Source organism: Clostridium sp. AT4 (assembly GCF_001517625.2).
Lineage (GTDB): Bacteria > Bacillota > Clostridia > Lachnospirales > Lachnospiraceae > Enterocloster.
Genome location: NZ_LN999825.1, coordinates 96314 through 122041 on the forward strand (window position 1 = coordinate 96314; position 25728 = coordinate 122041).

26 protein-coding genes, 1 tRNA gene and 2 pseudogenes are annotated in these 25728 nt (G+C 46.0%); 10 read left to right on the plus strand and 19 right to left on the minus strand.

The genetic code is table 11. The annotated features are described in order from the left end of the window. Positions 1–230 precede the first annotated feature (230 nt). From BN3656_RS01455 to BN3656_RS01465, 4 genes are read left to right on the plus strand one after another with little or no spacing between them, the layout of a single operon-like run. Positions 231–551: a PadR family transcriptional regulator gene (locus tag BN3656_RS01455; protein ID WP_066543329.1), complete on the plus strand. Its 321-nt coding sequence runs from the start codon at positions 231–233 to the stop codon at positions 549–551. Further along, on the plus strand, positions 548–1348 hold the full coding sequence (locus BN3656_RS01460; RefSeq protein ID WP_066543331.1) for a DUF1700 domain-containing protein: 801 nt from the start codon (positions 548–550) through the stop codon (positions 1346–1348). Before BN3656_RS01455 ends, BN3656_RS01460 begins: the two co-directional genes overlap by 4 nt. Further along, positions 1345–1506: a hypothetical protein gene (locus BN3656_RS16560; RefSeq protein WP_167544846.1), complete on the plus strand. Its 162-nt coding sequence runs from the start codon at positions 1345–1347 to the stop codon at positions 1504–1506. The genes BN3656_RS01460 and BN3656_RS16560 overlap by 4 nt, the downstream gene beginning before the upstream one ends. A 43-nt stretch (positions 1507–1549) precedes the next feature. Then, positions 1550–1747 (plus strand): PspC domain-containing protein, encoded by a 198-nt coding sequence (locus BN3656_RS01465; protein ID WP_066543333.1) that lies wholly within the window; start codon positions 1550–1552, stop codon positions 1745–1747. 28 nt (positions 1748–1775) lie between these two features. On the opposite strand, the gene BN3656_RS01470 is transcribed toward BN3656_RS01465, so the two are convergent. Continuing rightward, positions 1776–2615 (minus strand): AraC family transcriptional regulator, encoded by an 840-nt coding sequence (locus BN3656_RS01470; RefSeq protein WP_066543335.1) that lies wholly within the window; start codon positions 2613–2615, stop codon positions 1776–1778. Positions 2616–2872: 257 nt separating this feature from the next. Here BN3656_RS01470 and BN3656_RS01475 point away from each other — a divergent pair, with 257 nt between their 5' ends. The 4 genes from BN3656_RS01475 (at position 2873) to BN3656_RS01490 (ending at position 8273) form a co-directional block, all read left to right on the plus strand. Beyond that, positions 2873–5377 carry a TIM-barrel domain-containing protein gene (locus BN3656_RS01475; protein WP_066543344.1) on the plus strand — a complete coding sequence of 835 codons (2505 nt, stop codon included), beginning with the start codon at positions 2873–2875 and terminating at the stop codon, positions 5375–5377. Between the two features lie 61 nt (positions 5378–5438). Continuing rightward, positions 5439–6461 (plus strand): TRAP transporter substrate-binding protein, encoded by a 1023-nt coding sequence (locus tag BN3656_RS01480; protein WP_066543349.1) that lies wholly within the window; start codon positions 5439–5441, stop codon positions 6459–6461. A 10-nt stretch (positions 6462–6471) separates the two neighbouring features. Continuing rightward, entirely contained in the window at positions 6472–6975 is a 504-nt protein-coding gene (locus BN3656_RS01485) for a TRAP transporter small permease (protein ID WP_066543356.1), read from the plus strand. Then, positions 6972–8273, plus strand: a complete 1302-nt coding sequence (locus BN3656_RS01490; RefSeq protein ID WP_066543358.1) for a TRAP transporter large permease — start codon at positions 6972–6974, stop codon at positions 8271–8273. The genes BN3656_RS01485 and BN3656_RS01490 overlap by 4 nt, the downstream gene beginning before the upstream one ends. Here BN3656_RS01490 and BN3656_RS01495 read toward each other — a convergent pair. Together BN3656_RS01495 and BN3656_RS01500 are read right to left on the minus strand one after the other, a co-directional pair. Continuing rightward, positions 8270–10519: a ribonucleoside-diphosphate reductase subunit alpha gene (locus BN3656_RS01495; RefSeq protein WP_081422801.1), complete on the minus strand. Its 2250-nt coding sequence runs from the start codon at positions 10517–10519 to the stop codon at positions 8270–8272. The two genes, BN3656_RS01490 and BN3656_RS01495, sit on opposite strands and share 4 nt — an antisense overlap. An 18-nt stretch (positions 10520–10537) precedes the next feature. Further along, positions 10538–11581, minus strand: a complete 1044-nt coding sequence (locus BN3656_RS01500; protein WP_066543542.1) for a ribonucleotide-diphosphate reductase subunit beta — start codon at positions 11579–11581, stop codon at positions 10538–10540. 161 nt (positions 11582–11742) lie between these two features. Here BN3656_RS01500 and BN3656_RS01505 point away from each other — a divergent pair, with 161 nt between their 5' ends. After that, positions 11743–12621, plus strand: coding sequence for a DUF3881 family protein (locus BN3656_RS01505; RefSeq protein ID WP_066543359.1), 879 nt, complete (start codon positions 11743–11745; stop codon positions 12619–12621). Between the two features lie 2 nt (positions 12622–12623). Here the strand turns inward: BN3656_RS01505 and yaaA are convergent, their stop codons facing one another. The 9 genes and pseudogenes from yaaA to BN3656_RS01550 all read right to left on the minus strand — a co-directional run. Beyond that, complete coding sequence (gene yaaA, locus BN3656_RS01510; RefSeq protein WP_066543360.1) at positions 12624–13376, minus strand: peroxide stress protein YaaA; 753 nt, start codon at positions 13374–13376, stop codon at positions 12624–12626. After that, positions 13373–13828 carry a thioredoxin-dependent thiol peroxidase gene (bcp, locus tag BN3656_RS01515; RefSeq protein ID WP_066543362.1) on the minus strand — a complete coding sequence of 152 codons (456 nt, stop codon included), beginning with the start codon at positions 13826–13828 and terminating at the stop codon, positions 13373–13375. The genes yaaA and bcp overlap by 4 nt, the downstream gene beginning before the upstream one ends. Positions 13829–14407: 579 nt before the next feature. Next, positions 14408–14884: a Fic family protein gene (locus tag BN3656_RS01525; protein ID WP_066543371.1), complete on the minus strand. Its 477-nt coding sequence runs from the start codon at positions 14882–14884 to the stop codon at positions 14408–14410. Then, positions 14884–15264 (minus strand): hypothetical protein, encoded by a 381-nt coding sequence (locus tag BN3656_RS16760; RefSeq protein ID WP_066543372.1) that lies wholly within the window; start codon positions 15262–15264, stop codon positions 14884–14886. The genes BN3656_RS01525 and BN3656_RS16760 overlap by 1 nt, the downstream gene beginning before the upstream one ends. A 345-nt stretch (positions 15265–15609) precedes the next feature. Then, positions 15610–15981 (minus strand): annotated as a pseudogene (locus tag BN3656_RS16765) (relaxase/mobilization nuclease domain-containing protein); the annotation flags it as partial. 85 nt (positions 15982–16066) lie between these two features. Next, a complete protein-coding gene (locus BN3656_RS01535; protein ID WP_066543375.1) occupies positions 16067–16360 on the minus strand; it encodes a hypothetical protein in 294 nt (97 codons plus the stop codon). A 108-nt stretch (positions 16361–16468) separates the two neighbouring features. Continuing rightward, on the minus strand, positions 16469–16651 hold the full coding sequence (gene mobC, locus BN3656_RS01540; protein ID WP_081422802.1) for a plasmid mobilization relaxosome protein MobC: 183 nt from the start codon (positions 16649–16651) through the stop codon (positions 16469–16471). Positions 16652–16747: 96 nt separating this feature from the next. Then, positions 16748–17794 carry a Fic family protein gene (locus BN3656_RS01545; RefSeq protein ID WP_066543384.1) on the minus strand — a complete coding sequence of 349 codons (1047 nt, stop codon included), beginning with the start codon at positions 17792–17794 and terminating at the stop codon, positions 16748–16750. A gap of 278 nt (positions 17795–18072) precedes the next feature. Next, positions 18073–18156 (minus strand): annotated as a pseudogene (locus BN3656_RS01550) (Maff2 family protein); the annotation flags it as partial. Positions 18157–18462: 306 nt separating this feature from the next. On the opposite strand from BN3656_RS01550, the gene BN3656_RS01555 reads away from it, so the two are divergent. After that, the gene (locus tag BN3656_RS01555) at positions 18463–18909 is read left to right on the plus strand and encodes a hypothetical protein (RefSeq protein ID WP_242962916.1); all 447 of its coding nucleotides are present in this window, start codon (positions 18463–18465) and stop codon (positions 18907–18909) included. A gap of 130 nt (positions 18910–19039) precedes the next feature. Here BN3656_RS01555 and BN3656_RS01560 read toward each other — a convergent pair. From BN3656_RS01560 to BN3656_RS01590, 7 genes are all read right to left on the minus strand, one after another. After that, positions 19040–19116, minus strand: a tRNA-Arg gene (locus BN3656_RS01560). A gap of 186 nt (positions 19117–19302) precedes the next feature. After that, positions 19303–20637: an MATE family efflux transporter gene (locus BN3656_RS01565; protein WP_066543390.1), complete on the minus strand. Its 1335-nt coding sequence runs from the start codon at positions 20635–20637 to the stop codon at positions 19303–19305. 149 nt (positions 20638–20786) lie between these two features. After that, positions 20787–21488, minus strand: a complete 702-nt coding sequence (locus tag BN3656_RS01570; RefSeq protein WP_066543392.1) for a response regulator transcription factor — start codon at positions 21486–21488, stop codon at positions 20787–20789. Next, entirely contained in the window at positions 21481–22566 is a 1086-nt protein-coding gene (locus BN3656_RS01575) for a DUF4118 domain-containing protein (protein ID WP_066543394.1), read from the minus strand. The genes BN3656_RS01570 and BN3656_RS01575 overlap by 8 nt, the downstream gene beginning before the upstream one ends. Beyond that, positions 22563–23210: a TrkA family potassium uptake protein gene (locus BN3656_RS01580; protein WP_066543399.1), complete on the minus strand. Its 648-nt coding sequence runs from the start codon at positions 23208–23210 to the stop codon at positions 22563–22565. Before BN3656_RS01580 ends, BN3656_RS01575 begins: the two co-directional genes overlap by 4 nt. Before the next feature lie 18 nt (positions 23211–23228). Next, complete coding sequence (locus BN3656_RS01585) at positions 23229–24575, minus strand: potassium transporter TrkG (protein WP_331467836.1); 1347 nt, start codon at positions 24573–24575, stop codon at positions 23229–23231. 169 nt (positions 24576–24744) lie between these two features. After that, positions 24745–25575, minus strand: a complete 831-nt coding sequence (locus tag BN3656_RS01590) for an AraC family transcriptional regulator (protein ID WP_066543400.1) — start codon at positions 25573–25575, stop codon at positions 24745–24747. Between the last annotated feature and the right edge of the window lie 153 nt (positions 25576–25728).

Genomic DNA, 25728 nt, shown 5'->3' on the forward strand with positions numbered 1-25728 from the left:
AAGCTCTGACTGCTTGTTTATGTCCTTTAGTATAACCTTTAATTGTGTACGAAGTTTGACCACATGGTAAACAGTTTCTAAAATAGTTTAAGAAAAAATAACAAACATTTCCTTTTTCTTTGGATTTTCTTTTATTGACATATAATATTATACATCATATAATATTGATGTAATCATTCACAGCGGCAGATCATACATTTTCATGCCGCCAACACACGGAGGGGATGCTTATGGTATTCAACACCGGATCTGCCCTTCTGGATGCCATTGTACTGGCTGCCGTTTCACGGGAAAAGGAAGGAACCTATGGCTACCGGATCACCCAACAGGTCCGCGAGGCCATTGACATATCAGAATCTACCTTGTATCCGGTGCTTCGGCGTCTGCAGAAGGATGACTGCCTGGAGGTCTACGACCGGGCGATTGACGGCAGAAACCGCCGGTATTACCGGCTCACAGAACAGGGACGGCTGCAGCTGCAGCTCTACCAAAGAGAATGGGCAGTCTACTCCCAGAAGATTTCCCACATCATAAAGGAGGGGGACTCTTGAATCGAGAACAGTTTATGAAACAGCTTTCCTATCTGCTTCAGGATATAAGCGATGAAGATCGAACAGACGCTCTGGATTACTATGAAAATTATCTTGATGAGGCCGGATTTGGATATGAAACCGATATCACAAATGAGTTTGGAAGCCCGGAACGGATCGCAGCGATTATCCGGACCAGTCTTTTAAGTAATCCGGATGAGACAGGAGAATTTACAGACAGCGGCTATGAAAATTCCCGCTTTAAGGATCCGGGCTATGAGCTTGCAAAACAGCACCGTGAAACCGATACCTTCACCGGAGCTGACCGCAGCAAACATCCGTATACTTCCTGCGGATCCGAATCAGGCCAAACGTATGGACAGGCACAGCAAAGCCGCAGTTCCTTTCATCCGGGAGCAGAGCGTTCCGGCCCCAGGACCAGCCGCCTGTTAAAGCTTCTTTTGTGGATCGTCCTTCTTATCGTAGGAGCGCCTCTTCTTCTGGGAATCGGAGGCAGTATCGCAGGATTAACCGCAGCCATAGTTGGCATTGCTTTTGCTCTCCTTATCAGTCTTGGTGTTTTAACCGGAGGCGCTTTTATTACAGCAATTCTTGCCCTTCCTCTGGGAATTGTATCGCTTTTTATCCACCCGGTTCAGGGAATTTTTACCGCCGGAACAGGGCTGGCAGCCCTGGGAGCAGGCTTTCTCCTCTTAGCCCTCTGCCTTCTGTTTTACGGCCGACTGATTCCCCGCCTTATATGCCGGATCATTGACTGGATCAGCGGAATGCTTCATAAAGGGAGGTCACAGAGATGAATAAACTGATACGTTTCTGCATCATTGCAGGCCTGATTTTTCTTCTCAGCGGACTGCTCTTATCCGCCTGCGGGATCGTCATGGGAGGCGCTTCCTATCCTGACGTTCGGCCCCACCGGATTCACCGGATTATGGAGAGGCTGGATGACTGCATCTGAACCTGAAATTTAACATTTTCATACAAAGGAGGTCTTTCTGATTATGAATAAACGATTATACCGTTCTGTTTCCAACCGTATGCTCAGCGGCGTATGCGGCGGGATCGGAGAATATTTTGACATTGATCCCACCCTCGTGCGCCTGGCCTGGGCTATATTCACCTGCGTTACCATAGGCGCAGGAGTTGCTGCCTATGTGATTGCCGCAATTATCATACCGGCTGATAATAATATCCGCTAGGCGAAACAGCCGATTCCGGGCTCATATGCTACCGGGAATCGGCTGTTTTAGCTTTATAGGTACGAAACTGTCTTTTGTACTCAGAAGGAGTGGTTCCTGTTACAGCTTTAAATACCCGGTTAAAGTGGGTCAGACTTGAAAATCCTACTTCCTGGCTAATCTGAGTCACATTTTTATCCGTTTCCATAAAACTCCTCTGAGCATTCATAATACGGGTTACATTAATATAATTAACCAGTGTGCTGTTTGTATAGCGCTTGAACTCCCTGCAAAGATACCAGGGGCTGATATAAAACTGCTGCGCAAGGCACTCCAGCTTTAAATCTTCATAATAATGACTGTGAATATAACTTATTATTTCATTAATCCGGCTTCGTTTCTCCTGTCTGACCGGAGGCAGATCTGCCCTGACAATTACAGCTGCAAGCAAATTTAAAAGAGCTTTGCGATAACTTACCGTAAAACGTCCCGGATCCTTCTGCTCCTCCAACAGCTGCTCCATAATCCGGTGAATTTGTGTACGCTTCTTTGTATCCAGACGGCAAATTCCCCGTTCTCTGCAAAGCTCTCTGAATATCTCATCTGATCCCAGTTCCTCCTGTCTGAAATACAACACCAGCCTTTTGAATGGCATATCTTTTTCGCCATATGAATAGTGCATTACATAGGGTGGGAAAATAATAAATTCACCGGCTGTCATTTTATAGCACCGGTCCTGTACCATATGAAACCGTTCTCCTGTTTCAAGATAATACAGCTCAAAATATTCATGATAATGGGACTGTGCCATATTATCATTGACTCCTATGATACGTTCACTGGCAATTAAAGCCCCCTGAGCCATCATGATGCCTGCCTGATCGATCATTTTTACTACTCCCTCCTCCTTTGCATTTATTTAAGTTGTGTCTTTTGTTGTAAGTGCTTACATTTTCACCATAATTTTTATTGACTTTCTATATCCTTTTCTCTTTTTTTATTTCATCCACACAAAAAAACGCAAGAAATGTAAAATTTATTACAATATACTGCAATATTCGTCTGGTTTTGCCGATTCTGTTTTATTATTATATTACCACAGAACCGATCGAAAGTATACATTTTACAAACAGGAGGAACTCATTGATGAAGGTATGTATGAATGCCGGCAATGTAACAAAGAAGGGCTCTGTTTTCTGCATTTCCACCAACTGCATAGAAATCCGCCTTCTCTTTCTTACAGATCATATTCTGAGAATCAGAGCAGGATTTGATGGCGATTTTTGCGAAGAATCCTACAGTCTGGTAATGACTGCCTGGGAAGACAGAATGGACGGCTTTATGAAGCATTACAGAAAGCGTGTAGCACCGGCAGAAGCCGAACTGATTGAAGACAGCGCAGTGCAGGCTGTAATTCAGGGTAAAGAACTCAAGGTTGTGATTGAAAAGGATCCTTTCCGAATCTGTGTATATGACCGTGAAGGCTCACAGATTCATGCGGATATCCCGGATCTTGCCTATCTGGAGGATTCAAACCACCGCCGGATCCATACAAGTGAGATCAATGCTCAGGACTGCTTTTTTGGTTTCGGCGAAAAAAGCGGCGAATTTAATAAGGCTCAGAAATTTATGGTAATGAGCCCCGGAGACTCCATGGGATATGACCCCAAAGAAACCGATTCCCTCTATAAGCACATTCCATTTTATATCAAATTAAACCCTGGCACAAAAAAGGCAGTCGGTTACTTCTATCACTGTACCTGGGAATGCGACTTTGATATGGGACGTGAAAAACGAAACTACTGGAAGCCCCACAGCCGTTTCCGTACAGATGGAGGCGATATTGACCTGTTCCTCATAGCCGGACCATCTATCAGCCAGATTGTCGAGCGCTACACAGATCTGACCGGAAAGTCTGCCCTGCTTCCCAAGTATGCCCTAGGATATCTGGGTTCTTCCATGTACTATCCCGAACTGGAAGAAAACTGTGACGATGCCATCACGGAATTTATTGACACCACAAAAGAAGAAGGGATCCCTGTAGACGGCTTTCAGCTTTCTTCCGGTTACTGCGCCATCGAAACAGAGGAAGGAATCAAGCGCTGTGTGTTTACCTGGAACAAAAAACGCTTTAAAAATCCTAAAGATTTCTTTGCACAGATGAAAAAACGAGGCGTCTGCGTATCTCCCAATGTAAAGCCGGGTATTTTGCTGGTACATCCCAGACTGGAAGAAATGAAAGCCAAAGGCATGTTTGTAAAAGCCAGCGACAGTGATCAGCCGGGTATCGGAACCTGGTGGGGCGGAAAAGGTATGTTTACAGACTTTACCAGCTCCTCTACCCGTGAAAACTGGAAAATGATGTTAAAAGAAAATGTGTTAGACTATGGTACAAGCTCCATCTGGAATGATAACTGCGAATATGATTCCATGGTAGATAAGGACTGCCGGGTATCCTTTGAGGGAAAAGGCGCTACCATCGGTCAGTTAAAATCTGTTATGTCCAATATTATGTGCCATATCACAGATGAAGCAATCCATGAAACCTTTGAAAACACACGGCCCTATATCGTATGCCGTTCCGGCCATTGCGGAATTCAGAAATACGCCCAGACCTGGGCAGGCGATAACCTGACCTGCTGGGATTCCCTGAAATACAATATTGCAACCATACTTGGAATGGGACTCTCCGGTGTAGCCAATCAGGGATGCGATATCGGAGGCTTCTTTGGCCCTGCTCCGGAAGCCGAGCTTCTAGTCCGCTGGATCCAGAATGGTATTTTCCAGCCCCGTTTCTCCATCCATTCTACCAATACGGATAACACCGTTACCGAACCCTGGATGTACAGCGGCTGTACCGGCTACATCCGCAGCGCAATTCTGCTACGTTACCGCCTGTTCCCCTATCTGTATTCTCTGATGGAGCGGGCCCATACCACAGGACTTCCGATTATGGAACCCATGTGCTACGCCTTCCAGAATGATCCTGCCTGCTATGAGGACGGAATTAACTTTATGTTCGGTGATTCTCTTCTGGTAGCAAATGTAGTGGAAAAGGGCGCAAAAATCCGCAGCGTCTATCTCCCCGAAGGAAGCGCCTTCTATGACTTCTATACAAGAGAAGTATATGAGGGCGGACAGACCATCGAATTCCCTGTAAATCTGGGAAGCATTCCTCTGTTTGTGCGAAGCGGCGCCTTGATCCCCATGGCATCAAACCAGATGATGAATCTGATGAATGAAACAGTCACAGGACTTACCATCCTGTGTGCGCCTGACAAAGACGGTTCCTTTATACTTTATGAAGATGACGGCGTATCCATGGATTATGAGAAAGGGCTATACTTAAAAACCGTTATCACCATGACTGCAGGCGAACGTACTGTCATTGGCTTTAAACAGGAAGGAAGCTTTGAAACCTCCGTTGAGACCATCGCTCTGGATATGATCCACCGTGAGAAAGCCCCTTACTGGGTAAGCGTTAATGGAGAAATACTCCCACATTTCCTTCACCGTCGTAAATTTGAGGAGGCTGGCTGCGGCTGGTATTACAGCCAGACTCTGAAATCCGTTCAGATTAAATATAATAACCCCAAAAAGGATCATCAGGTTCTTGTTTCCTTTGAGCAATTCGATCTGATCGGTATGTAAGCTTACAATTGCAGCCAAAAACTGCAGATCACTATTTTTAAGTATGAAAGGAGTAACTAGTGTGAAGAAACTTGCAGCAATCAGCGCCGCTCTGGTTATTGCAGCAGCCGGGCTTTCTGGCTGTGCTTCCCAGAGCGCTGCTTCCAGCGCAGAGGCTACCAGAGAAAATCCTATGATCCTTTCTCTGGCTCATGGGCTCAGCGAAACTCATACCGTACATATTGCCATGACGGAATTTGCACAAAATGTAGAAGAACTCACAGATGGAAGAATTCAGGTTCAGATTTTTCCAAACGGCCAGCTTGGTTCTGAGAACGAAAATATGGAGCAGCTGATGGCCGGCGTTATTTCTATGACAAAAGTCTCAGCCCCCGGACTGGCAACCTACAATGAAGCGTATCATACCTTTGGGCTGCCGTATATCTTTGACAGTACCGATGATTTTTACCACAAAATGGATTCCCGTCCCATGCAGGACTTTTTCCTTTCCACAGAGAATGACGGCTTTGTAACCTTAACCTACTACACCTCCGGCGCACGTTCTTTCTATACAAAGGATAAGGCAATCCGCACTCCTGAAGATTTAAAAGGCCTGAAAATCCGTGTACAGGATATGAAATCCCAAACCGATATGCTAAAAGCCTTAGGTGGTATTCCTGTGGCGATGTCCTATGGAGATGTGTACACCTCTCTTCAAACCGGTATTATTGACGGAACAGAAAATAACGAAACAGCCCTCACCACCGGAAAGCACGGAGAAATCTGTAAAGTATTTTCCTCCGACCAGCATGCCATGATTCCGGATGTTATGGTTATGAGCTCCAAAGTATGGAAGTCCATTACTCCCGAGGATCAGCAGATTATTCTGGAGGCAGCCAGAAAATCCACAGACAGCCATAAAATTGCATGGAACACAGCGATTGAAGAAGCAAAAAAAGAGGCGTCCGAAACCATGGATGTCACCTTTGTTGAGGATGTGGATAAAGAGGCGTTTCGTCAGGCTACTGCAGGTATGATTTCCGATTACTGCAGTCAGTATCCCGGTGTACAGACCCTGCTTGACATTATCAATTCAGCAGAATAGGAGAGGCTATATGAGAGAATTTTTAACATCTGTAAAAAAATGGATGACTTTTCTTTTGTCCAGAATTGCAACACTTCTTCTTTCCGTAATGACGTTTTTAGTACTGTATCAGGTATTTACACGTTATGTCTTAAACAGCCCTGCCGCATTTACGGAGGAGCTGGTACGTTATTCCCTGATCTGGACCGGATTTATCGGCGCTGCCTATGCATTCAGTACAAGGGAGCATATGTCGCTTGTGCTCCTTCAGGAAAGCTTAAAGCCAGAAGGCCGCCGGATCCTTATGATCTGCATTGACACCCTGATTCTTATATTTGCCATTTTTATTATCACCATCGGCGGTTTTAAGCTGGCCATGAGCGCCCAGAAGGTTTATTCTGCCCTTCTTGGCATTCCAAGAAGTCTGGTTTATGCAATGGCTCCTGTTTCAGGTATTTTTATCATTATTGCACAGCTCATCAATCTTTATGAGGATGTGACAGGTATTAAAATTGAAGGAGAAAATGAGTCATGAGTATTGGTATTACAACGGCCGTCCTGTTTGCGGTATTTGCAGCCCTTCTTTTCCTTGGCTGTCCCATTTCCGTAGGCATTGTAATTTCTTCTATTGTTGCTGCGGTATCCTCCCTCTCCTGGGATCAGATTACCTTTATCACCATGCAAAAAATGAACAGCGGTGTGGAAAGCTTTTCCCTTCTTGCAATCCCGCTGTTTATCCTGGCAGGAAACATAATGAACAACGGTGGTATTGCCAAACGCCTTGTAAACTTCGCTCAGCTTTTTGTAGGCTGGTGTCCCGGCTCTCTGGCTTTAGCTAATATTGTAGGCAATATGCTCTTTGGAGCGCTTTCCGGTTCCTCTGTTGCCGCAGCTTCTGCCATGGGAGGCTGCATCTACCCGATCCAGAAGGAAGAGGGCTATGATCCAGCCTTTGCAACGGCAGCTAATATTGCTTCCGCACCTACCGGTCTTCTGATTCCGCCAACCAGCGCATTTATCGTATATTCCACGGTTGCAGGCGGAGTATCTATTTCCACACTGTTTATGGCCGGTTATGTTCCAGGACTTCTCATGGGGCTTGGTTCTATGGTTGTAGCTTTTTTGTATGCAAAAAAACATAAGTATCCAACCTCAGGCTTTCCATCCATGCAGACTGCAGTAAAGGTTACTCTGGAGGCTCTTCCCAGCCTTCTGCTGATTATCATCGTAATTGGCGGTATTGTAAGTGGTATCTTTACAGCAACTGAGGGGGCAGGTATTTCCGTACTGTACTGCCTGATTCTTTCTCTCTGCTACAAAAGCATTAACTTTAAGAGTTTTTCTAAAATCCTGGTAAGCAGTGCCTGCACCAGCGGCATTATCCTGTTCCTGATCTCCGCCTCCTCAGCTATGTCCTTTGTAATGGCATATTCAGGAATCCCGGCAGCCATCAGTACGGCTATTATGTCTGTTTCTTCTAACAAATATGTGATCCTGCTGCTGATGAATGTAATTCTGCTGGTAATTGGTATGTTTATGGATATTACTCCTGCAATCCTGATCTTCACACCGATTTTCCTTCCTATTGCAGAAAACCTTGGAATGAGCAATATCCAGTTCGGTGTTATGCTGATTTTTAATATGTGTATGGGAAATATAACGCCGCCTGTAGGATCTGTCCTTTTCGTAGGCTGCGGTATCAGCAAAATCAGCATTGAACAGGTAGCAAAAACTTTACTACCTTACTTTATTGTACTTTTTATCCTTCTGCTGGCAGTTACCTATATCCCTGTACTTTCTCTGGGCTTACCCTCTCTGATGGGGCTGCTCTAAGAAGAGCAGCTCTCACATTCCTCCACCTCTAAGGACTTGGAGCGGACATAGTAAATCGTCTTTACGCCTTCTTCCCAGGCCTGGATATACAGGTTTAAAACCTTGCGGAAGGTATAGCTGTTGGTGATATACAGGTTCATGCTCTGAGCCTGGTCGATATGGCGCTGGCGGATGCCGCAGGCTTTTATGCTCCAGCTCTGATCTAACAGATGGGCATTTTTATAATACCAGTATGATTCGGGAGTCAGCTCCGGGGCCACCCTTGGGAGCATGGCTCCCTTTTTTTCTTCCAGATAGAAGCGGTGCATAATGGGGTCAATACCGGCTGTGGTTCCCGAAAGGATACTGGTTGAGCTGGTAGGAGCAATGGCTAAAAGATATGCATTCCGCATTCCCTGGGCTGCCTTTGCGGCAATCTGTTTCCATCGGCTTCCCGTATAGCCCCGTCTGGAAAAATAGGTTCCGGTCTGCCAGCCGCTGCCCTCAAACAGAGGATAGCTTCCCTTTTCCTTTCCCAGATCCGCACTGGCCTCGATGGCAGCCTGGCTGATCCGTTCAAAAAGCCTGTCCACAAACAGAAGGTGCTCCCGGCTCTCCCATTTAATCCTCCGCTTTGCCAGCATATGGTGATAGCCGGAAACTCCCAGCCCGATGCTTCTGTATGCATGGTTTGTAAGCTCTGCATAGGGAAGAGGATAAAAATTAAGGCCAATTACATTGTCCAATGCCCGGACTGCGGTCCACACGGTATCCTCTAACACGCCATCCTCCTCCAAAGGAATATTTCCCAGAGAAAGGCTCGCCAGATTACACACCACAAAATCCCCCGGACGCACCCTGGTAACAACCACAGGATCGCCGTCCTCAGTCTCTACCGTCTGGCTGACGGTTTCCATGGGAGACATATTCTGCGCAATTTCCGTACAGAGATTGGAGCAGTAAATCATTCCTTTATGGCTGTTGGGATTGGCCCGGTTTACAATGTCCCGGTTAAAGGCAAAGGGCGTTCCCGTTTCCACCGCAGATTTGATAATCAGACGCACCAGCTCCTTTACCGTCACCGTTCTGCGGCTTAACCGGGAATCTGCCACACATTCCTCATAGCGCGTTTCCCATTCTTCCCCAAAATAATCTTCCAGAAAATAGCCCTTTACCTCATGGATCTCATGGGGGCAGAACAGATGCCAGGGAGCATCCAGATTTTCCTTTGCCAGTCTCCAAAACCGATCCGGATAACATACAGCCGGAAAAATATCATGCGCCTTCATCCGATCGTCGCCGTTATTGGTGCGGAGCTGAAGAAATTCCGGCAGATCCCTATGCCATGCATCCAGATATACGGCGGCGGCTCCCTGGCGCATCCCCAGCTGATCTACGGCTACTGCTGTATCATTTACAAGACGGATCCAGCGGATCACACCTCCGGCCGCACCTTCAAAGCCCCGGATGCTGCTTCCGGCCGCGCGTACCTTTCCGAAATACAGTCCCATGCCGCCGCCGAATTTGCTGACGCGGGCAAAATTGTCAATGCTTCTGTAAATTCCCTCCAGACTGTCGGAAACCGTATCAATAAAGCAGCTGGAAAGCTGATGGTAAGGCTTTCTTGCATTGGAAAGCGTAGGGGTAGCCATAGTCACATACATCCGGCTGAGCATATCATAAAACTTTCTCACCCAGTACAGGCGGTCTTTTTTCTCTTCCATGGCAAGATGGAGGGCAATTCCCAAAAACATCTCCTGAGGCGTTTCTAACGGCTCCTGACGGCGGCTTCGGATCACATAGCGTTTAAGCAGCAGATCCAGTCCGGAATAGGTAAACAGATGATCCCTTTCCGGACATAAAAACGTCTCCGCCTCCTGTATCTCCTCCTTTGTATAGTGTTCCAAAATGTATTCCCCATAGAGTTTTTCCTCTGTCAGATAACAAAGCTTGCTGTAAAAATCCGTGATTCCCAGCACTTTAAGCCGTCCTGACAGCTCCCGCCTGAAGGATGCTCCCAAAAGCCTGGCTGCGATCAGCTCCCACTTTGGAGACTGCGCGCTGGTAAGCTCCACTGCCGCTTTTACGAGAGCCGCCCAAAGCTCCGGCTCTTCCATTCCCGGTCTGGCAAAACTGCGGAATTTTTCCTCCAGAAACTCAAGACTGTACGCTTCATCCGTAAAATCAGAACATGTTCCCTCTAAAACGGTTCTTAAGAGCACCTGAAGCTCTGCATCCTCCTTAAAAATCTGCATTATCATTTCCATATATTATATCCTTTTCTTTTATAAATCATCAATCAGGGCCGTGCTCTTGGCATAAGCGGTGCTCCGGGCCTCAAAAAAATCCGTCTTTACCAGATTTGCATTGGAATACTGGCTGACCCAGGCCATATTTTCCGGCTCCTTTTCAAATCCTTCATAGACAGGGTCAAAACCCAGGCTCACCCAGCGGAGATTTCCCAGATAATAAATATAATCCCGGATCATTTCGGCTGTGAGGCCGGAAATACGATCCCCGATCACATATTCCCCCCACAGGATTTCCTGGCGGACGCCCTCCATCAGAAGTTCCTTCATCATTTTCACATTTTCGTCTGTAAACAGCTCCGGACGTTCCTGCTTTAATTCCCGGATCATGTTTCTGAACAGCCACAGATGGGTATTTTCATCCCGATTGATATAACGGATCTCCTGCGCAGAACCGGGCATCTTTCCATTGCGGCTCAAATTGTAAAAGAACATGAATCCGGAGTAAAAATAGATTCCTTCCAGAATATAATTTGCCATCAGGACGCGCAGAAAGGCCTCAGGGCTTTTATTTTCCTGAAATCCATTGTAGCATTCCCCGATAAAGGTATTGCGTCTTAAAAGATGCTCATCTGTCTTCCACTGGTACAAAATAGCGTCACGCTCAATGGGACTGCAGATCGTATCCAGCATATAGCTGTAGCTCTGGCTGTGGATACATTCCTGAAAGGTCTGTATATTCAGACAAAGGTTAATCTCATTTGCAGTAATGTATTCTCCAATATTGGGAAGATTGGCTGTCTGGATGGAATCCAAAAACACCAGAAAGCTTAAAATCTTATCATAGGCGGCCCGTTCCGCAGGGGCCAGCTTCGGATAATCCTTCTTATCCTGTCCCAGACTGATTTCCTCTGGAATCCAGAAATTATTCATGGCCTGACGGTACCAGTCCTTGACCCAGGTATAGCGCATATTGTTAAAATCATTCAGATTTGTGGTATTTCCCCCGATCATGCGTCTTGCATTAAGACTGGTATCGCCCTGGGGATTAAAAAGCGGCTTTTTCGTAAGCTGATCCATGGATGTTCCTTTCATTTTTTAATATCATATTTATTATCTTAACATGGACTGTCAATATATCCTCTTTTTGAATTCCCTGCGTTTCCTGAAAAAAACACTGGCAATCTCTATGAAAGTAGGCTATAATGGGCTGAATGGTTTTTCAGAAAGAGGGTGACATTATGCACAAATATATGCGAACCATCGGATTCAGCCAGTATACCTCCCGCCAGGATCTGGATAAGCTTTTAAAAAAGCTTGTAAAGGACGCTTCCAAATCTGATATTTTAAAAGAATCTGACGGAGAAATGTTCTGCGAACTGCGGGCACAGACCGCTCCCGGCATGGGCGTTGCCATCGCCGGACGTTTAAGCCAGAGAGGAATCTTTAAGCAGGAATACTATTTCCCATATGTAGAAAGCAGCCAGGTCACATCCACCGCGGACTGCTCGATCCAGCGCCATACGGAGCGTGAAACCTTTGCAGGCCTTTTAGATGAATACCGGGTAGGGATTTCTCTGATCTTTTATATGGAAAATTCGATGGAATACCGCCTGCGCCTTAAAAACAGCCAGCCGGTCTTTCCAAAGAGCGCTTCGCTCTCGGCTCTGTCCATTCATGGAAAAATCCTTCTTCCGGTCCAGAAGACACCCCAGCAGACGGAAGACCGAAAAAAAGCGGCCAGCAAACGCAGCCGTCTCATCGAAGCCGCCAAACGGGGCGATGAAGAGGCCATCGAAACACTGACCGTAGAAGATATTGATCTTTTCTCCTCTGTATCACGCCGTGTGGCAAGAGAGGATATTTATTCCATTGTAGACACCTGCTTTATGCCCTCCGGCATTGAGTGTGACCAGTATTCTGTCATTGGAAATATTTTATCTGTGGACCGCAGGATCAACCGCATTACCGGAGAAGAAATCTTTCTTCTGGGCCTGGAATGCAACGACCTGCTCTTTACAGCTGCAATCAACGCTGCCGATCTCTTAGGAGAGCCTGTTCCCGGACGCCGTTTTAAGGGCCAGGTATGGATACAGGGAAATGTATGCTTTGAAGCCTAGTTCTATTCCGCCTTCACTCTCTCAAATATGTACCTTGTATCGGAAGAAAGCTCCTCTCTGAACCGATATCCCAATCGGTCAAAGCTGCGGATTTCTGACGGATCCTTTATGCGGTTTTCCGCCATAAAACGAACCATTTCCCCGCGGGCCATTTTTGCATAGGTTCCCTTTGTCACAAGCTTTCCTCCGGCTTCTTCACAAAAGACCGGAGTGATATATCTGTCTTCTTCAGAAAGACAGACCTCAATACATTTGGAATACTCTTTGGAAGCCAGATTTAGGATGATTCCACTTTCATCTCTTACTGCCTCATACAGCCTGTTTCCCCACAGAGCGTACAAATCCTTATATCCGCCGACAGCGGCCCTGGCCTGCATCTCCAGGCGGTAAGGCGTCACGCCGTCCATAGGCCTTAAAACGCCGTAAAAAGCCGACAGGATGCGCAGATGCTCCTGAATATATTCAAACTGCCCTGTTTCAAATACAGCCGGAGCCATATACTGATAGGCGATCCCTTCATAGGAGAGCACTGCCGGGGTAAGGTTTTTTCTCAGATCCATGTGGGCCAGACGTTCAACGTTCTGCCCCACGATCCGGTCATTACAGACCCACAGCCGTTTCAGCTCCTCCTGCGTTCTTGATCTAAGCCAGGCTAAAATCTCCTCCGTCTGATCCAGAAATTCGGGAAGACCCATATATGCAAGCGTATCCGGATCTTCCTTCATCTTTTTAGCCGGTGACAGTATGATCCTCATTCCAGCTCACCCAACATCTTTTCTGCATCTTCCGCAGCCTTTACCTTATCATTTGCACGGATGATAATTCCATTTTCATCAATCAGATAGGTTGTACGGACGACGCCCATGGAAACCTTTCCATAGTTCTTTTTTTCCTTCCACACATCATAGGCCTCAATGACCTTGCGCTCCGGATCGGACAACAGAGTAAATACAAGACCGTACTTTTCTTCAAATTTCTTGTGAGAAGCCACTGTATCTCTGCTCACGCCTAAAACAACAGTTCCCTTTTCCATAAACTGGGGATACCGCTCAGAAAATCCGCAGGCCTGTTTGGTACAGCCTGGTGTGTTATCCTTTGGGTAAAAATACAGGATTACCTTCTTTCCTCTGTATTCTTCTAATGTGTGTATTGTTCCGTTCTGATCCGGAAGTTCAAAATTGGGAGCTTTGATTCCTGTGTTCAGCATGGTGAAATCCTCCTTATATATGGTAAATTTTTGTTACGATAATTGGGGTATGGACATATAATAAATAGTTTTTATGGGAAATACAAGTGAAATTTCTGTTTCATCCTGTCATCATGCTGACTCCGTCTTCAAATTTCGATGAAAGCTCAGCTTCACCATATAAATCAAAAAACGCCGCACCCCCTTACAAAAAGTAAAGGACTACGGCGTCATCTTCCAGCGTTCCCGAGGTGACTTGAACACCCGATCTACCGCTTAGGAGTACAAGTTGGGAGTTATTTTGCTGGCATCCAAATGTTTCCCTATGTTCGTGAATGCCTTGATTTTACTTGCTTTTATGTTCTTCTGTGTCTGAATAAGAAAATTGAAATCTGCCTGGGTCAAACGCATTTTAGGTGGCAAAATGATGGCATTGCCACCTTGGGGCTTTAGCCTTTGCGAAACCTCTAGTTCATACATATGGCTACCATTGTCTTCTGCAGGCAGCAATGATAACGTGATTTCCTTATTAAATTACTCAATATTATACAGTGAGTACAGCCGGATGGCGATATGGTTTTGACTACTCATGATTACATTCTAAAGAAGTTTTCGATTCCAATCAATAAAAACATCTTCCACAGATATTGCATTAAAAATATCTAATTTTAGTTCTTCATCAGAATCATATGTACAGGTTAGTATTGCAGCAAGAATTCTGCGAAGCAAATCTTCATCAATATGTCCAGCTGCTACATGATAACTGATATTCTCCATTTCTCGAAAGTATATATTAGCAACTGCCATATAACCATTTTTAAGCAAAAACATTGCTGTTAAAGTAATAGCTATCCGTTTATTACCATCGCAAAAGCAGTGAAATTTACAAGAACAATAAAACAAATGCAAAAGCTTATCCAAAAAAGTGGGATAGTAATTATCGTTTTGAATATGACACAATACACTTTCAAGTTTCCCTATGTCGAGTTCACAGCAATCGCCACCACCACTATTCCGAATGGTTGCAAGATGAATATCCCGTGCTTCATCTATTGAAATATAGTGTATATCGGCCATCAATTGCGCTCCTTCAATCTCTTCAATACATCTTGATTCTCATGCATAAGCAATTCAAGTTCATCGCCAGCGACTCCTAAGAATTTCTCGTATTCTTCTGCTTCCAGAGGCTTAATATACTCTTCCAATTGCATATGAAATGCATCGCGTAAAGCTATATCCCTACTAGCCATTTTGGTACGTGCTCTAAGAATCAGGGGCTTCCATAAAGGTAATGACTCAAAGGCTGAAAACAAATCTGACAATTCCCAGTTATTTAGTTTTCTTCCCAACTGCGTAGACTGACCCTTAATCATTGCCGCTAATCCACATTCGTAAGACGCAATTAGATCTAAGACCTCAGAATACATCGTATCTCTGACGCTATCTCTTTTAGACAAATGTAAAACCTGCTTATATTCCTGGGCTTTTTCTCGAAAAATGCTTTAGTAAATTTTATCCGTATAAATTGCATATTTGCTATTTCCCATGGAAACATAGTCTCTAAGAGCATCAGTAAATTCACGTCTATAGTTTTCTTCCTGCAAAAACGTACTGATAAAATCCCTGTCACGTTGATTGATATATTTTGTCGAACCGCCCGTCCTTTGATTAACGAAATCAATAACAATATCCAACATGATCTGCCGGAGAACTTTTGCATTTTCACTTTCAACCAAGAGCATCGAAATATTCAAAAATGCCTTAAAATCAAATAATGCAATTTGAGGAGTTCGATTGCTGATATGATTATGCACATGGGCTCGATCCGTGTGCGTTGCCACGATAAAGGCATACTTTCCTTTGGTAAACCGAAGGGCCAGCTCATGCCCCAATCGGTTTGCTTCCTCCGGCGTGATCTCTCCCGGTTTGAAGGACTAGCGGATCTGATAGGCGATCACTTCATGCTTTTGCCGCCGACCGGTGATCTGCTCATACTGACGCTTGGACAGCATAAACTCTTCGTCCACGGTCATGGGGTCACTCTGATAGCCGGTGACCAGTTCGCCCTTTTCGGTCTTTTCCGGATTCTTTGCATAATCCGTTCTGTCACCCAGACTCTGAGCAATGGTTTTCCCCTTGTTTACATGCAGGGGAATGAGTCTTGTTGCTACCATGGTCATCTGCTCCTTTCTCGAATTTTGGCATAAGAAAAGACCTGAGGAGTTTTTTTATTTCCCAGCTCCGGTATGTTATAAACTATTATGAAAAAATGAATTGCAAAAGCTTGCCCGTCAGCGCTTCCAGTCCCAAAGAGATCATTTCAGCAAACATCACTGCCCGGAACACCAGAACTGCAAATCCAAAAACCAGCGCAGCATAGATCCAGACGTGTTGAAACAAAAGCATCACAATGCAGACGACCAGCACCAGATATAAAAGGCCGACGACCATTGCGGAAAGGTTCAATGCAAGGGAGTAAAAAATTGAGAATACAGCGACGATTGCCATAATCGGCAGTGCGATTATTCTAAACGGGAGTTTGATCAACCACATATATACGTCTTCCATTGTCGGTTCTAATGATAATTTATGAAGCGATTGATTTCATGTCAAGGATGTCGCTTATGTATCCGGTGTGACAGCATACCTGCCACACCGTTTTTACTGGATCGTTGCCAGTCTGGCAAGGATCTCCTTCGTAATTTCCCGGATCTCGTTCTGCCTGTTCTGCAAATCTTTGATATCCTCCGTATAGATGGAGCCGGTCTCATTGGCTCGTTTTGCGTACTGATTCAGGTTGTTGCTGCAGTAACGGAGAAGCCCTTCTCGAGACCGTATGTGCACCTACAGCTGGAGAAGGGCATAAAAAAATAGCCAGAGCTGATGATCAGTCAGTTCCAGCTATGTAAATGTATTCAGTTTGTCAACCTCTCTTCTATGCTATTTCAAACGAATATAACAAGTAGATTTTCCCGTACCTTCGCGTTTTAATTCACCGGCTGCAACCAATTTTCTCAGTGCACCTTCAACAGAACTAAGACTCAGTGATGGACACTGCTCCCTGATATCCTGCTTCGTAAAACGACCGATTTTATTCAGGGTGGCTTTTCGGACCATATCAATGGCAGGAAGTTTCTCCTCCACGATAGCAAACCGGTCTCCAAAGTCCTTATATGCAGCCAGAATGGTACCCAGCAAATATTTGATGAATGGAACTGCATCCTCGGTTCCTTCGTGCCAGCCATGCTGCGAACGGCTTAGTGCCTCATAGTACAAATCCTTGTTTTTCGCGATCTTGGCTTCCAGAGAAATGTATTTGCCAACGTAGAACCCAGAGCGATACAAAAGCAGTGTAGTCAGCAGACGGCTCATTCTCCCGTTTCCATCATTAAAGGGATGGATACATAGGAAATCGTGGATGAAAACCGGAACTGCAATCAAGGGCTCCAGTTCCATATTTCCGATTACCCTGTTGTACTCTTCACAAATCCGATCCAATGCCTTCGGCGTTTCGAAAGGCGCGAGGGGAGTGAAAAGAATTTCAGTATGACCATCCGGATAAGTGGCGCTGATATAATTCTGGACATTCTTTGTCTGTCCGGCCATTGGATTATTCATATGGCTGTACATAATCTTGTGAAGCTGCAGGATGTAGTTTCTTGTCAGAGGAATGGCATCAAAGCTTTCGTGAATAATAGAAAGTACATCGCGGTATCCCGCAATTTCCTGCTCATCTCTGTTCCTGGGAGTCGTTTTCTCCTCAACCAACTGCCGGATTCGTGTATTAGTGGTAACAATACCCTCAATGGCATTGGATGCCTCTGTACTCTGAATCTTTGCAATCTCAACCAGCTTCTCTAATTCATCCGGGCGCTGCTTCAGGTAAAGCTCCTGTTTTCCAGCTTCCTTATAGATTGCGGCGATAAGCCCCAGAATCTCAGAATCCCATTTCTGCTCCCGGATTGTTGAGTAGTTAAAATCTCTCATTCCCTTAACCTCCGTTCTTTCCCTTATATTATATTGAATTTTAATGGATAGTCAATTACCTTAAATAAAAATTCCCTTTATTTCTTTTCAAAAATAAGGGGAACATGCTTTGATAAGGGATAGTATACTCTCATTTCCGGCGCTTTATTCATCACATTGTATCTGAAATCAGAGAAGAACAGAAAAATAGCCAGAACTGATGACCAGTCAATTCTGGCTATGTAACAGGTGACTTTCGCCACCCGGTCGGATTTTCTACTCCGACAGCAGTTTTGGACTTAACCGAAGAGTCCAGAAAGCAGATGTACCAGCGTGATACCTATGAGAGCCACACCACCACCGACCATGAGCTGTTTTATCCCCAATTAGGAGTAAACGTTCTGCTCGATGGCGGGCGGCGGCGTACAAAAAATCTATATGGTGTTATTAAGAGAACCGTCCCGGCAGGACAAGTCAGGCAGTGACCTGTTCCACCTCCGGGATGGGTTTGAGATTAAAATGAAAAGCTGAAAGAAAAAGTTATTATTAAAATTTTCCCAACCCAGAAGCCCCACTGTACTACAAGGCTGGTGTTAAAGACCCCAAAAACGGAAACAAGTAATCGTACCGTATGGCTGCCGACAACGCTTGCTCAATTATTGGTTCAATACAAGAAAGACCAGCAGGAATTGAAAGAGTTTTTAGGAAGTGCCTATAACGATTATAACCTCGTTATTGCTCTTGAAAATGGAAATCCCGTAGAAATCCGCATTGTTCGGGTCAGATTTACAACGCTGTGTGAGGAACACAATTTTGAAGTTGTTGTTTTTCACAGCCTACGCCATTTAAGCACAAAATATAAGCTCAAAATGACACATGGCGATATTAAGTCTGTTCAGGGAGATACAGGTCACGCCGAAGCAGAAATGGTAACAGATGTTTACTCTGAAATCGTGGATGAAGACAGACGGCTTAATGCAAAGAAGCTGGATGAAGAATTTTATGACACCCTTGATACAGAGGAACCCGAACACAATCACCATTCAGAAGCACCGGAGCCTATCAGTGACAATGACAAACTTCTGCTTGAATTGCTAAAATCCATGAAATCATCATCTACCTTAAATGAGTGTTAGCAAGCTATCTCGCAAAATAAATGGCTTTTAGAAATTCCCACGGACATAAGCAACTATACATTGCTTCCCTGTCCGTGATAACAAAAAAAGCTGTAAACCCTTGAAAACAAAGGATTACAGCGTTGTTTACTGGCGTCCATGACAGGAATCGAACCTGCGGCGTTTCGCTTAGGAGGCGAACCCTCTATCCTACTGAGGTACATGGACGTATATAAAATTTTCAGTGTTGGGCGATTGCTCCAACAAGCCCTTAGGAGGCGGTCGCTCTATCCAACTGAGCTACGGAAACAACTCCACTCATCTCTCAGACTCAAAGCCAAAAGACAAGACAGGCTACATTTTCTCTCACAGCCTGTTTTATATCATACATGATTTCCATCCAAAAATCAAGTATCAATTCCCATCCATTCCCTTCCGGTAAGTCCGCACCAGCAGCGGAACCTCTGCGATCAGCATTCCGATCCAGCCTGCCATATAGGCCAGAGGAAGGGCCTCAATTCCCATTCCCATCAGGAATACCAGCGGCAGTGCTGCCAGTACCCGCACACCCATATTGATAAAGCTGCTGATGAGGGTAATCTTCAAATCGCCAATCCCTCTGAAATAGCCCTGGATACCGTTAGTAGCTGCGGGAAGCAGATACATGGCTGCGATCAGATGGAGATAGCTTACTCCATGGCGGATGACCTCCTCATCCTTTACAAAGAGCAGCATCAAGGGCCGTGCAAAGAGAAAGCAGACAGCAAACACAGCCACGCCGTAAATCAGCTCCAGCTTCATTCCGCAGCGGAAGCCTTCCCTCATACGTTCCTTCTTTCCCGCACCTTTATTCTGGGCCATAAGAGCGGTCATAGCGTGGGCGATATTCTGCTCCGGCGTATAGGCGAAATCATCGATCCGGTTTACGACTGCAAAAGCAGCTGCCACCGATACTCCCATGGTATTTACAATAGCCTGTATTCCCAGCTTTCCCAGCTGAACGGTAGCCTGCTGCATGGCGGAAGCCCATCCATAGGAAATCGTACACTTCAGCAGCTTCCGGTCAAACACCAGCCATTTTTTCCCCAGCCGCAGCATTGGTACCTTCTTTTGTATATAAATCATACAAAACAGGCAGCAAAGAGCCTCGCTGATTACAGTGGCAATGGCGCAGCCGTTGCTTCCGGCCCTTAATACGACTACAAAAAACAGATCGCCGAAAATGTTTAATACTGCACTGATAATCAAAAAATAAAGGGGCGTATTGCTGTCCCCCAGAGCCCTTAAAGTACTGGAAAAAAAGTTATATAAAAAGGTAAACATCAGACCCCAGAAAATAATCCGCAGATACTCCTTTGTCATCTGCATGATCGACGGATCAACCTGCATGAGCATGAGGATCGGTTCTGCAAATATAACACAGATCAGGGTCAGAATGATGGAAAATACCATTCCCGATATCATGGTTGTACTGATCTGCCGGTGAAGCGTATCATAATCCCTGGCTCCGTACTGCGTTCCCATAAGGATGGCTGCTCCCATGCACAGTCCGTTGAGAAAAAGGATCATCAGAGTGGTAATGGGATTGCAGATTCCCACAGCCGCCAGTGCCTCTTTTCCAACAAAATGGCCCACGATGATACTGTCCACCGCATTGTATGTCAGCTGGAATAAATTCCCCAGCACAAGCGGAACTGTGAACTGCACCAGCATGGGCATTATTTTTCCGGTCGTCATATCCTTTGTCATACTGTGTTCTCCCTTGTCATTCTCTTTCATACTATAAAATGTAAACACTTACAATATTAGTGCATTTCAGGAGAATGTCAAGAAAAAACTCCTTCTCGTCTCTGCATTTTGCACCGCCTCCGGCGTATCCTGAAGTCCGGTGCGCAGCTTTACTCCACCTTCATCATCCGATACCCCACTCCGATATGGGTCTGGATATACTGGGGGGAATCGGGCTCGCTCTCCAGCTTTTTACGCAGAGTTGCCATAAATACCCGCAGGGAGGCGATATCATTATCCCAGCTGCTTCCCCATACCTTCTGCGTGATATAAGTATGGGTCAGGACCTTTCCCACGTTCTGGGCCATGAGGCAGAGCAGCTTGTACTCGATCGGCGTTAAGTGCATTTCCTTCTCTCCCAGATAAGCGCAGCCTGCTCCATAGTCGATCCGCAGCCTTCCGTTTGTAAATACGGATTCTCTTCCCGCCCCGTCGCCGTTCATAACTGCCAGACGCCTCTGGGTGACGCGCAGTCTGGCAAGAAGCTCCTCAACGGAAAAGGGCTTCGTCAGATAATCATCTGCCCCCGCATCCAGAGCGTCGATCTTATCCGTATCCTCGCTTCTGGCACTGATCACAATAATGGGAACATTCGACCAGCTGCGTACCCTTTTGATAACCTCCATGCCGTCCATATCAGGCAGTCCCAGATCCAGCAGGATAATATCGGGATTCTGGGAAGCGGTTGCCAGAACTCCCGCTTCTCCGTTTGCTGCTGTCTGGAACCGGTAATCGTTTGCTTTTAATGTGGTAGTGATCAAATTGCGCACCGGAGCGTCATCCTCGACCACTAAAATTAATGGTTTATTCATGCAGTGTTACCTCCTCTGCAGGCAGTGTAAATGTAAATACAGCCCCCTGGGGCTTATTGTCTGATACCCATATTTCTCCCCCGTGCGCCCGGATAATGGATCTGCACAGTCCCAGCCCCAGTCCCAGGCTCCTGCGTCCGTCCGCCGCCCGGTTTGTTCCTGTATAAAACATATCAAATACTTTTGATTTCTGTTCATCCGGTATTCCAGGACCTGTATCGCTGACCGACACCACCACCATACCGTCCTTTTTTCCTGTATGGATCCGGATTTGGGCTCCCTCAGGCGTATATTTTACAGCATTGTCCACCAGATTGATCACTACCTGGACAATCAGCCTGGCATCCATCTTTCCCAAAATAAACTCCTCATCACTGCTTACCTCGATCTTCCGTCCGTCCCGGTTCCGGTCCGTATGGCGCATCGCCTCGGCAATGACCTCATCCATAAGCTCTGCAGACATCCGAAGATCCATCCGTCCGTCCTCAATCCGTGTGACAGACAGCAGATTTTCCACCAGCTTGATCAGCCACATGGAATCATCATAAATGTCCCCATAGATCTGCATCCGCGTCTCCTGGCTGAATTCATTTTCATTGGAAAGCAGGTTGCTGGCATTTCCGGAAATAGAGGTAAGAGGAGTGCGCAGATCATGGGAAATGGACCGAAGAAGGTCAGCCCGAAGCTGCTCCTTTTCAATCTGCATGGCCGCCTGGGCGGACTCCCTGGCATATTCCTTCATCCGGGAGGCCAGAGAACCGGTAATAAGGGCTACCAGAAACATGATGCCAAAGGTCACCGGATAGCTGGGGTCATAGGCCCGCAGGGTAAAACGCGGGATTGTAAACAAAAAATTAAAGGCCAGTACGCTGATCACAGAGGCCAGAAAACTGTACATCCAGCTGCTTGTAATAATAGATATAATCAGCACACCCAGGATGTACACGGCGATAATATTCGCCTCCGGGATCTTAAGCCCTGAAAAAAGGAGTCCCACCAGCGTAGCCGCGATCAGAATTCCCGCAGCCCGTCCCCCATCTCTTATAATGCTGTGTGTTCTACGGGAAAATCGTTTCATATCTTAAAACATTTCTGGATATCACGGCTCTCACCCAGAACCAGCATGGTCGCATCATCGGTAAGCATGGTATCTGGCCGGATCGCCATATCCAGCTTTCCATCCCGCTTCAGAGCCATGATATTGATATTGAACTTCTTTCGTATGTCTACCTGTCCGATGGTCTTTCCCACCCAGTTCTGAGGCATTTCAATCTCAAAAATAGCGTGAGTGTCACTGATCTGCACATAGTCAAATATATGCTCTGAGCTGTAGCGGATAGCTGTCCAGTTTGCCACCTGCTTTTCCGGGTAGACGATCTCATCTGCACCATTCCGCAGCAGGAACCGGGCGTGTACATCTCTGGAAGCACGGGAAACCACCATCTTGGCCCCCAGATCCTTTAAATAAGCCGTTGTCTCCAGAGAGCTCTGGAAGTCGCTGGCAATGGCGACAATGCACACATCAAAATTGCTTACGCCAAGTGTTTCCAAAAACTCCATATTGGTGCTGTCTCCGATCTGGGCATTGGTTACATATGACATAACCGCCTCCACGCGGTCCTCCTGCTTATCTACCGCCATAACCTGATGATCCAGCTCGTATAATTTTTCTGCCACATGACGGCCGAAACGGCCCAGTCCAATAAGTAAAATTGATTTCATAAGTCATTTCCCTTTCTTTTATCCCACAGTAATCTTTTCCTGGGGCAACCTTGAAACATGAGGCTTCACTCCGGAAATAGCCGCATAGACCAGTGTCAGTCCGCCTACTCTTCCGCAATACATTAAAAGAATCAGTATGATCCGTGATGTCGTTCCCAGCTCCGGCGTAATGCCAAGGGTCAATCCTACCGTAGCAATGGCAGAGGCTGTTTCGTAAATACAGGTTAAGATAGGAAGGCCTTCCAGATAACTGATAGCAAGCGCGCCTCCGATACAGAGTGTGATATACATCATCATTACAACCGCCGCATAACGCACGGTTTCCTCTGAAATACGCCGCCCGTAGCACTGCGTATCCTCCTTGCGGTAAAATACTGCCCAGCCGGACAGCAAAAGCACTGCCAGAGTAGTCGTTTTCATACCGCCTGCCGTAGACCCCGGCGAACCTCCTATGAGCATCAAAATCGCTGTAAGAAGCTGTCCCGGCTCGCTCATGGCTGTCAGATCCACCGTGTTAAATCCCGCAGTCCTGGGCGTTACAGACTGGAATAAAGAAGCCCAAATACGCGCGCCCCGTCCCTGCCACTCAGGCCCGTTAAATTCAAGAAAATAAAAAATCACTGCCGGGATCAGGATCAAAAGAGCCGTTGTGGTGAGAATCACCTTGCTCTGCATCCTGTATTTTCTCCAGCACCGCCGGTTGGTCCATATATCCTCCCATGTGAGAAAGCCCAGACCGCCCACTACGATCAGCATCATAATGGCAAAATTGATAACCGGATGGCCCACATAATGGGTCAGAGAGGAAAAGGGTTCTCTTACGCCCATAAGGTCAAAACCTGCGTTGCAGAATGCGGAAATCGAGTGGAATACTGCATACCAGATTCCCTTAACAAAGCCGAAATCCTTAATAAACTGCGGCGCCATCAAGACAGCGCCCGTCAGCTCAACGATAAACGTACCTTTGAGGATAAAGCCCGTAAAACGGACGATCCCTCCTACCTTGGGTGCAGAAATAGCATCCTGCATGGTACTTCGTTCCCTCAGGCCGATTTTTTTTCCAGACACCATAGCCACAGCCACAGCCACAGTCACTACGCCCATACCGCCGACCTGAATCAGCGAAATGATCACAAACTGGCCAAATTCCGTCCAGTAGGTCGCAGTATCATGTACGATCAGCCCTGTAACACATACGGCAGATGTAGAGGTAAACAGCGCGTCTAAAAAGGGCGCTCCCCCTGATCCTTTGGTTGATATGGGAAGCATCAGGAGCAGTGCTCCCATAAAGATCACTCCCATAAAACCGAAAATAATGATCTGAGCGGACGTCATATGTTTTTTTCTGCCCTGAACATTCATCATAATATCCCTCCGGTTAACGGACACCATAAAAACCGTCTCTTTATACGGTCTTTATATTGTCTCTGTAATTGCTAATTATGCCACATCATTCAAAAAGATTGTGTTAAAAGTAAAAACGCTGGTATAAAGATTGTATAAAGACGGCATAAAGACCCCATTAGGAAACTGCCTAAAAATCTCCGCTCTTATCCATATCGGGAAGTTCCATCGCCGTCTTATCGGTAGGAGCGCAGCCGAACATCTTCCGATAGGCTCTGAAAAAGCTGGAATAATCTCCAAAGCCGGCTCTGGATGCAGCCTCAGCCGCCGGAGTCCCCATTGCCAGTTCTTTTCTTGCAATAGTCATGCGCTTATAAATAATATAACGGGCTACCGTAGTTCCTGTTGCCTGGCGGAATATGGAAGTCAGATGATTTCGGCTCATAAAAAACTGCTCTGCCAGCCCCTCTACCGTCAGCGTATCCCTCAGATGGCTGTTAATATACCGGATTATCTCCTGGGCCTGTCCCTCTGCTCCATGAACGCGTCCCGCACTTCGGACGTATATTGCAGAAATACCCGCCAAAAGCGACAGGATCCGTGTGCGAATTGCAATATTCTGCAGCTCCTTCCCGTAAGTACCGCACTCTTCGATTGCATGAAAATACCATTCAATGGGGAACTGCTCTTCAAGACAGCCCCATCCCGTTCCAAAGGGCTTTAACAGAAGCTCCCGCTCCTTTCCATTTAAAAGATCCTCTGTAAAATGAACCCGGATCCGGTCATATTCATTTCCATCCAGCACTCTCAGACCATGAAAACAGCCTGGTGCGATCACTAAAAGGCTTCCCGGACGGGGACAATAGGATCTTCCTTCCAGAAGATACTCTACATTCCCGGTTATCATATAATAAATCTCATAGCTGTTATGGCAGTGCATTTTATACTCCATGTCTGCCTCATCACTGCGGGTATGGGCATAGATCACCTGCTCTGTCTTAAAACTGACCTCCTGGTACACCTCATTTCCTCCTGACTTTTTCTGTCCGTCCCTTCCTTCGGCCGCACATTTTTCGTTATCTATCAGTTTATCAGAGTTTGTGCATTTTGCAATATTTCTTTTTCATTTCACAATGGAAATCCTTACCCCAATATACTATAATCCTAATTGTAA

What these genes read in the sequence shown, in the direction of transcription:
- BN3656_RS01500 (WP_066543542.1), bottom strand. Translation starts at nt 11,581, where the DNA reads ATGGATCAGCTTACGAAAAAGCCGCTTTTTAATCCCCAGGGCGATACC.
- BN3656_RS01490 (WP_066543358.1), top strand. Translation starts at nt 6,972, where the DNA reads ATGAGTATTGGTATTACAACGGCCGTCCTGTTTGCGGTATTTGCAGCC.
- BN3656_RS01455 (WP_066543329.1), top strand. Translation starts at nt 231, where the DNA reads ATGGTATTCAACACCGGATCTGCCCTTCTGGATGCCATTGTACTGGCT.
- BN3656_RS01575 (WP_066543394.1), bottom strand. Translation starts at nt 22,566, where the DNA reads ATGAAACGATTTTCCCGTAGAACACACAGCATTATAAGAGATGGGGGA.
- BN3656_RS01535 (WP_066543375.1), bottom strand. Translation starts at nt 16,360, where the DNA reads ATGTGGTTGATCAAACTCCCGTTTAGAATAATCGCACTGCCGATTATG.
- BN3656_RS01525 (WP_066543371.1), bottom strand. Translation starts at nt 14,884, where the DNA reads ATGGCCGATATACACTATATTTCAATAGATGAAGCACGGGATATTCAT.
- bcp (WP_066543362.1), bottom strand. Translation starts at nt 13,828, where the DNA reads ATGCTGAACACAGGAATCAAAGCTCCCAATTTTGAACTTCCGGATCAG.
- BN3656_RS01585 (WP_331467836.1), bottom strand. Translation starts at nt 24,575, where the DNA reads ATGATGAATGTTCAGGGCAGAAAAAAACATATGACGTCCGCTCAGATC.
- BN3656_RS01580 (WP_066543399.1), bottom strand. Translation starts at nt 23,210, where the DNA reads ATGAAATCAATTTTACTTATTGGACTGGGCCGTTTCGGCCGTCATGTG.
- BN3656_RS01505 (WP_066543359.1), top strand. Translation starts at nt 11,743, where the DNA reads ATGCACAAATATATGCGAACCATCGGATTCAGCCAGTATACCTCCCGC.
- BN3656_RS01565 (WP_066543390.1), bottom strand. Translation starts at nt 20,637, where the DNA reads ATGACAAAGGATATGACGACCGGAAAAATAATGCCCATGCTGGTGCAG.
- BN3656_RS01475 (WP_066543344.1), top strand. Translation starts at nt 2,873, where the DNA reads ATGAAGGTATGTATGAATGCCGGCAATGTAACAAAGAAGGGCTCTGTT.
- BN3656_RS01545 (WP_066543384.1), bottom strand. Translation starts at nt 17,794, where the DNA reads ATGAGAGATTTTAACTACTCAACAATCCGGGAGCAGAAATGGGATTCT.
- BN3656_RS01495 (WP_081422801.1), bottom strand. Translation starts at nt 10,519, where the DNA reads ATGGAAATGATAATGCAGATTTTTAAGGAGGATGCAGAGCTTCAGGTG.
- yaaA (WP_066543360.1), bottom strand. Translation starts at nt 13,376, where the DNA reads ATGAGGATCATACTGTCACCGGCTAAAAAGATGAAGGAAGATCCGGAT.
- BN3656_RS01570 (WP_066543392.1), bottom strand. Translation starts at nt 21,488, where the DNA reads ATGAATAAACCATTAATTTTAGTGGTCGAGGATGACGCTCCGGTGCGC.
- BN3656_RS16560 (WP_167544846.1), top strand. Translation starts at nt 1,345, where the DNA reads ATGAATAAACTGATACGTTTCTGCATCATTGCAGGCCTGATTTTTCTT.
- BN3656_RS01485 (WP_066543356.1), top strand. Translation starts at nt 6,472, where the DNA reads ATGAGAGAATTTTTAACATCTGTAAAAAAATGGATGACTTTTCTTTTG.
- BN3656_RS01465 (WP_066543333.1), top strand. Translation starts at nt 1,550, where the DNA reads ATGAATAAACGATTATACCGTTCTGTTTCCAACCGTATGCTCAGCGGC.
- BN3656_RS01470 (WP_066543335.1), bottom strand. Translation starts at nt 2,615, where the DNA reads ATGATCGATCAGGCAGGCATCATGATGGCTCAGGGGGCTTTAATTGCC.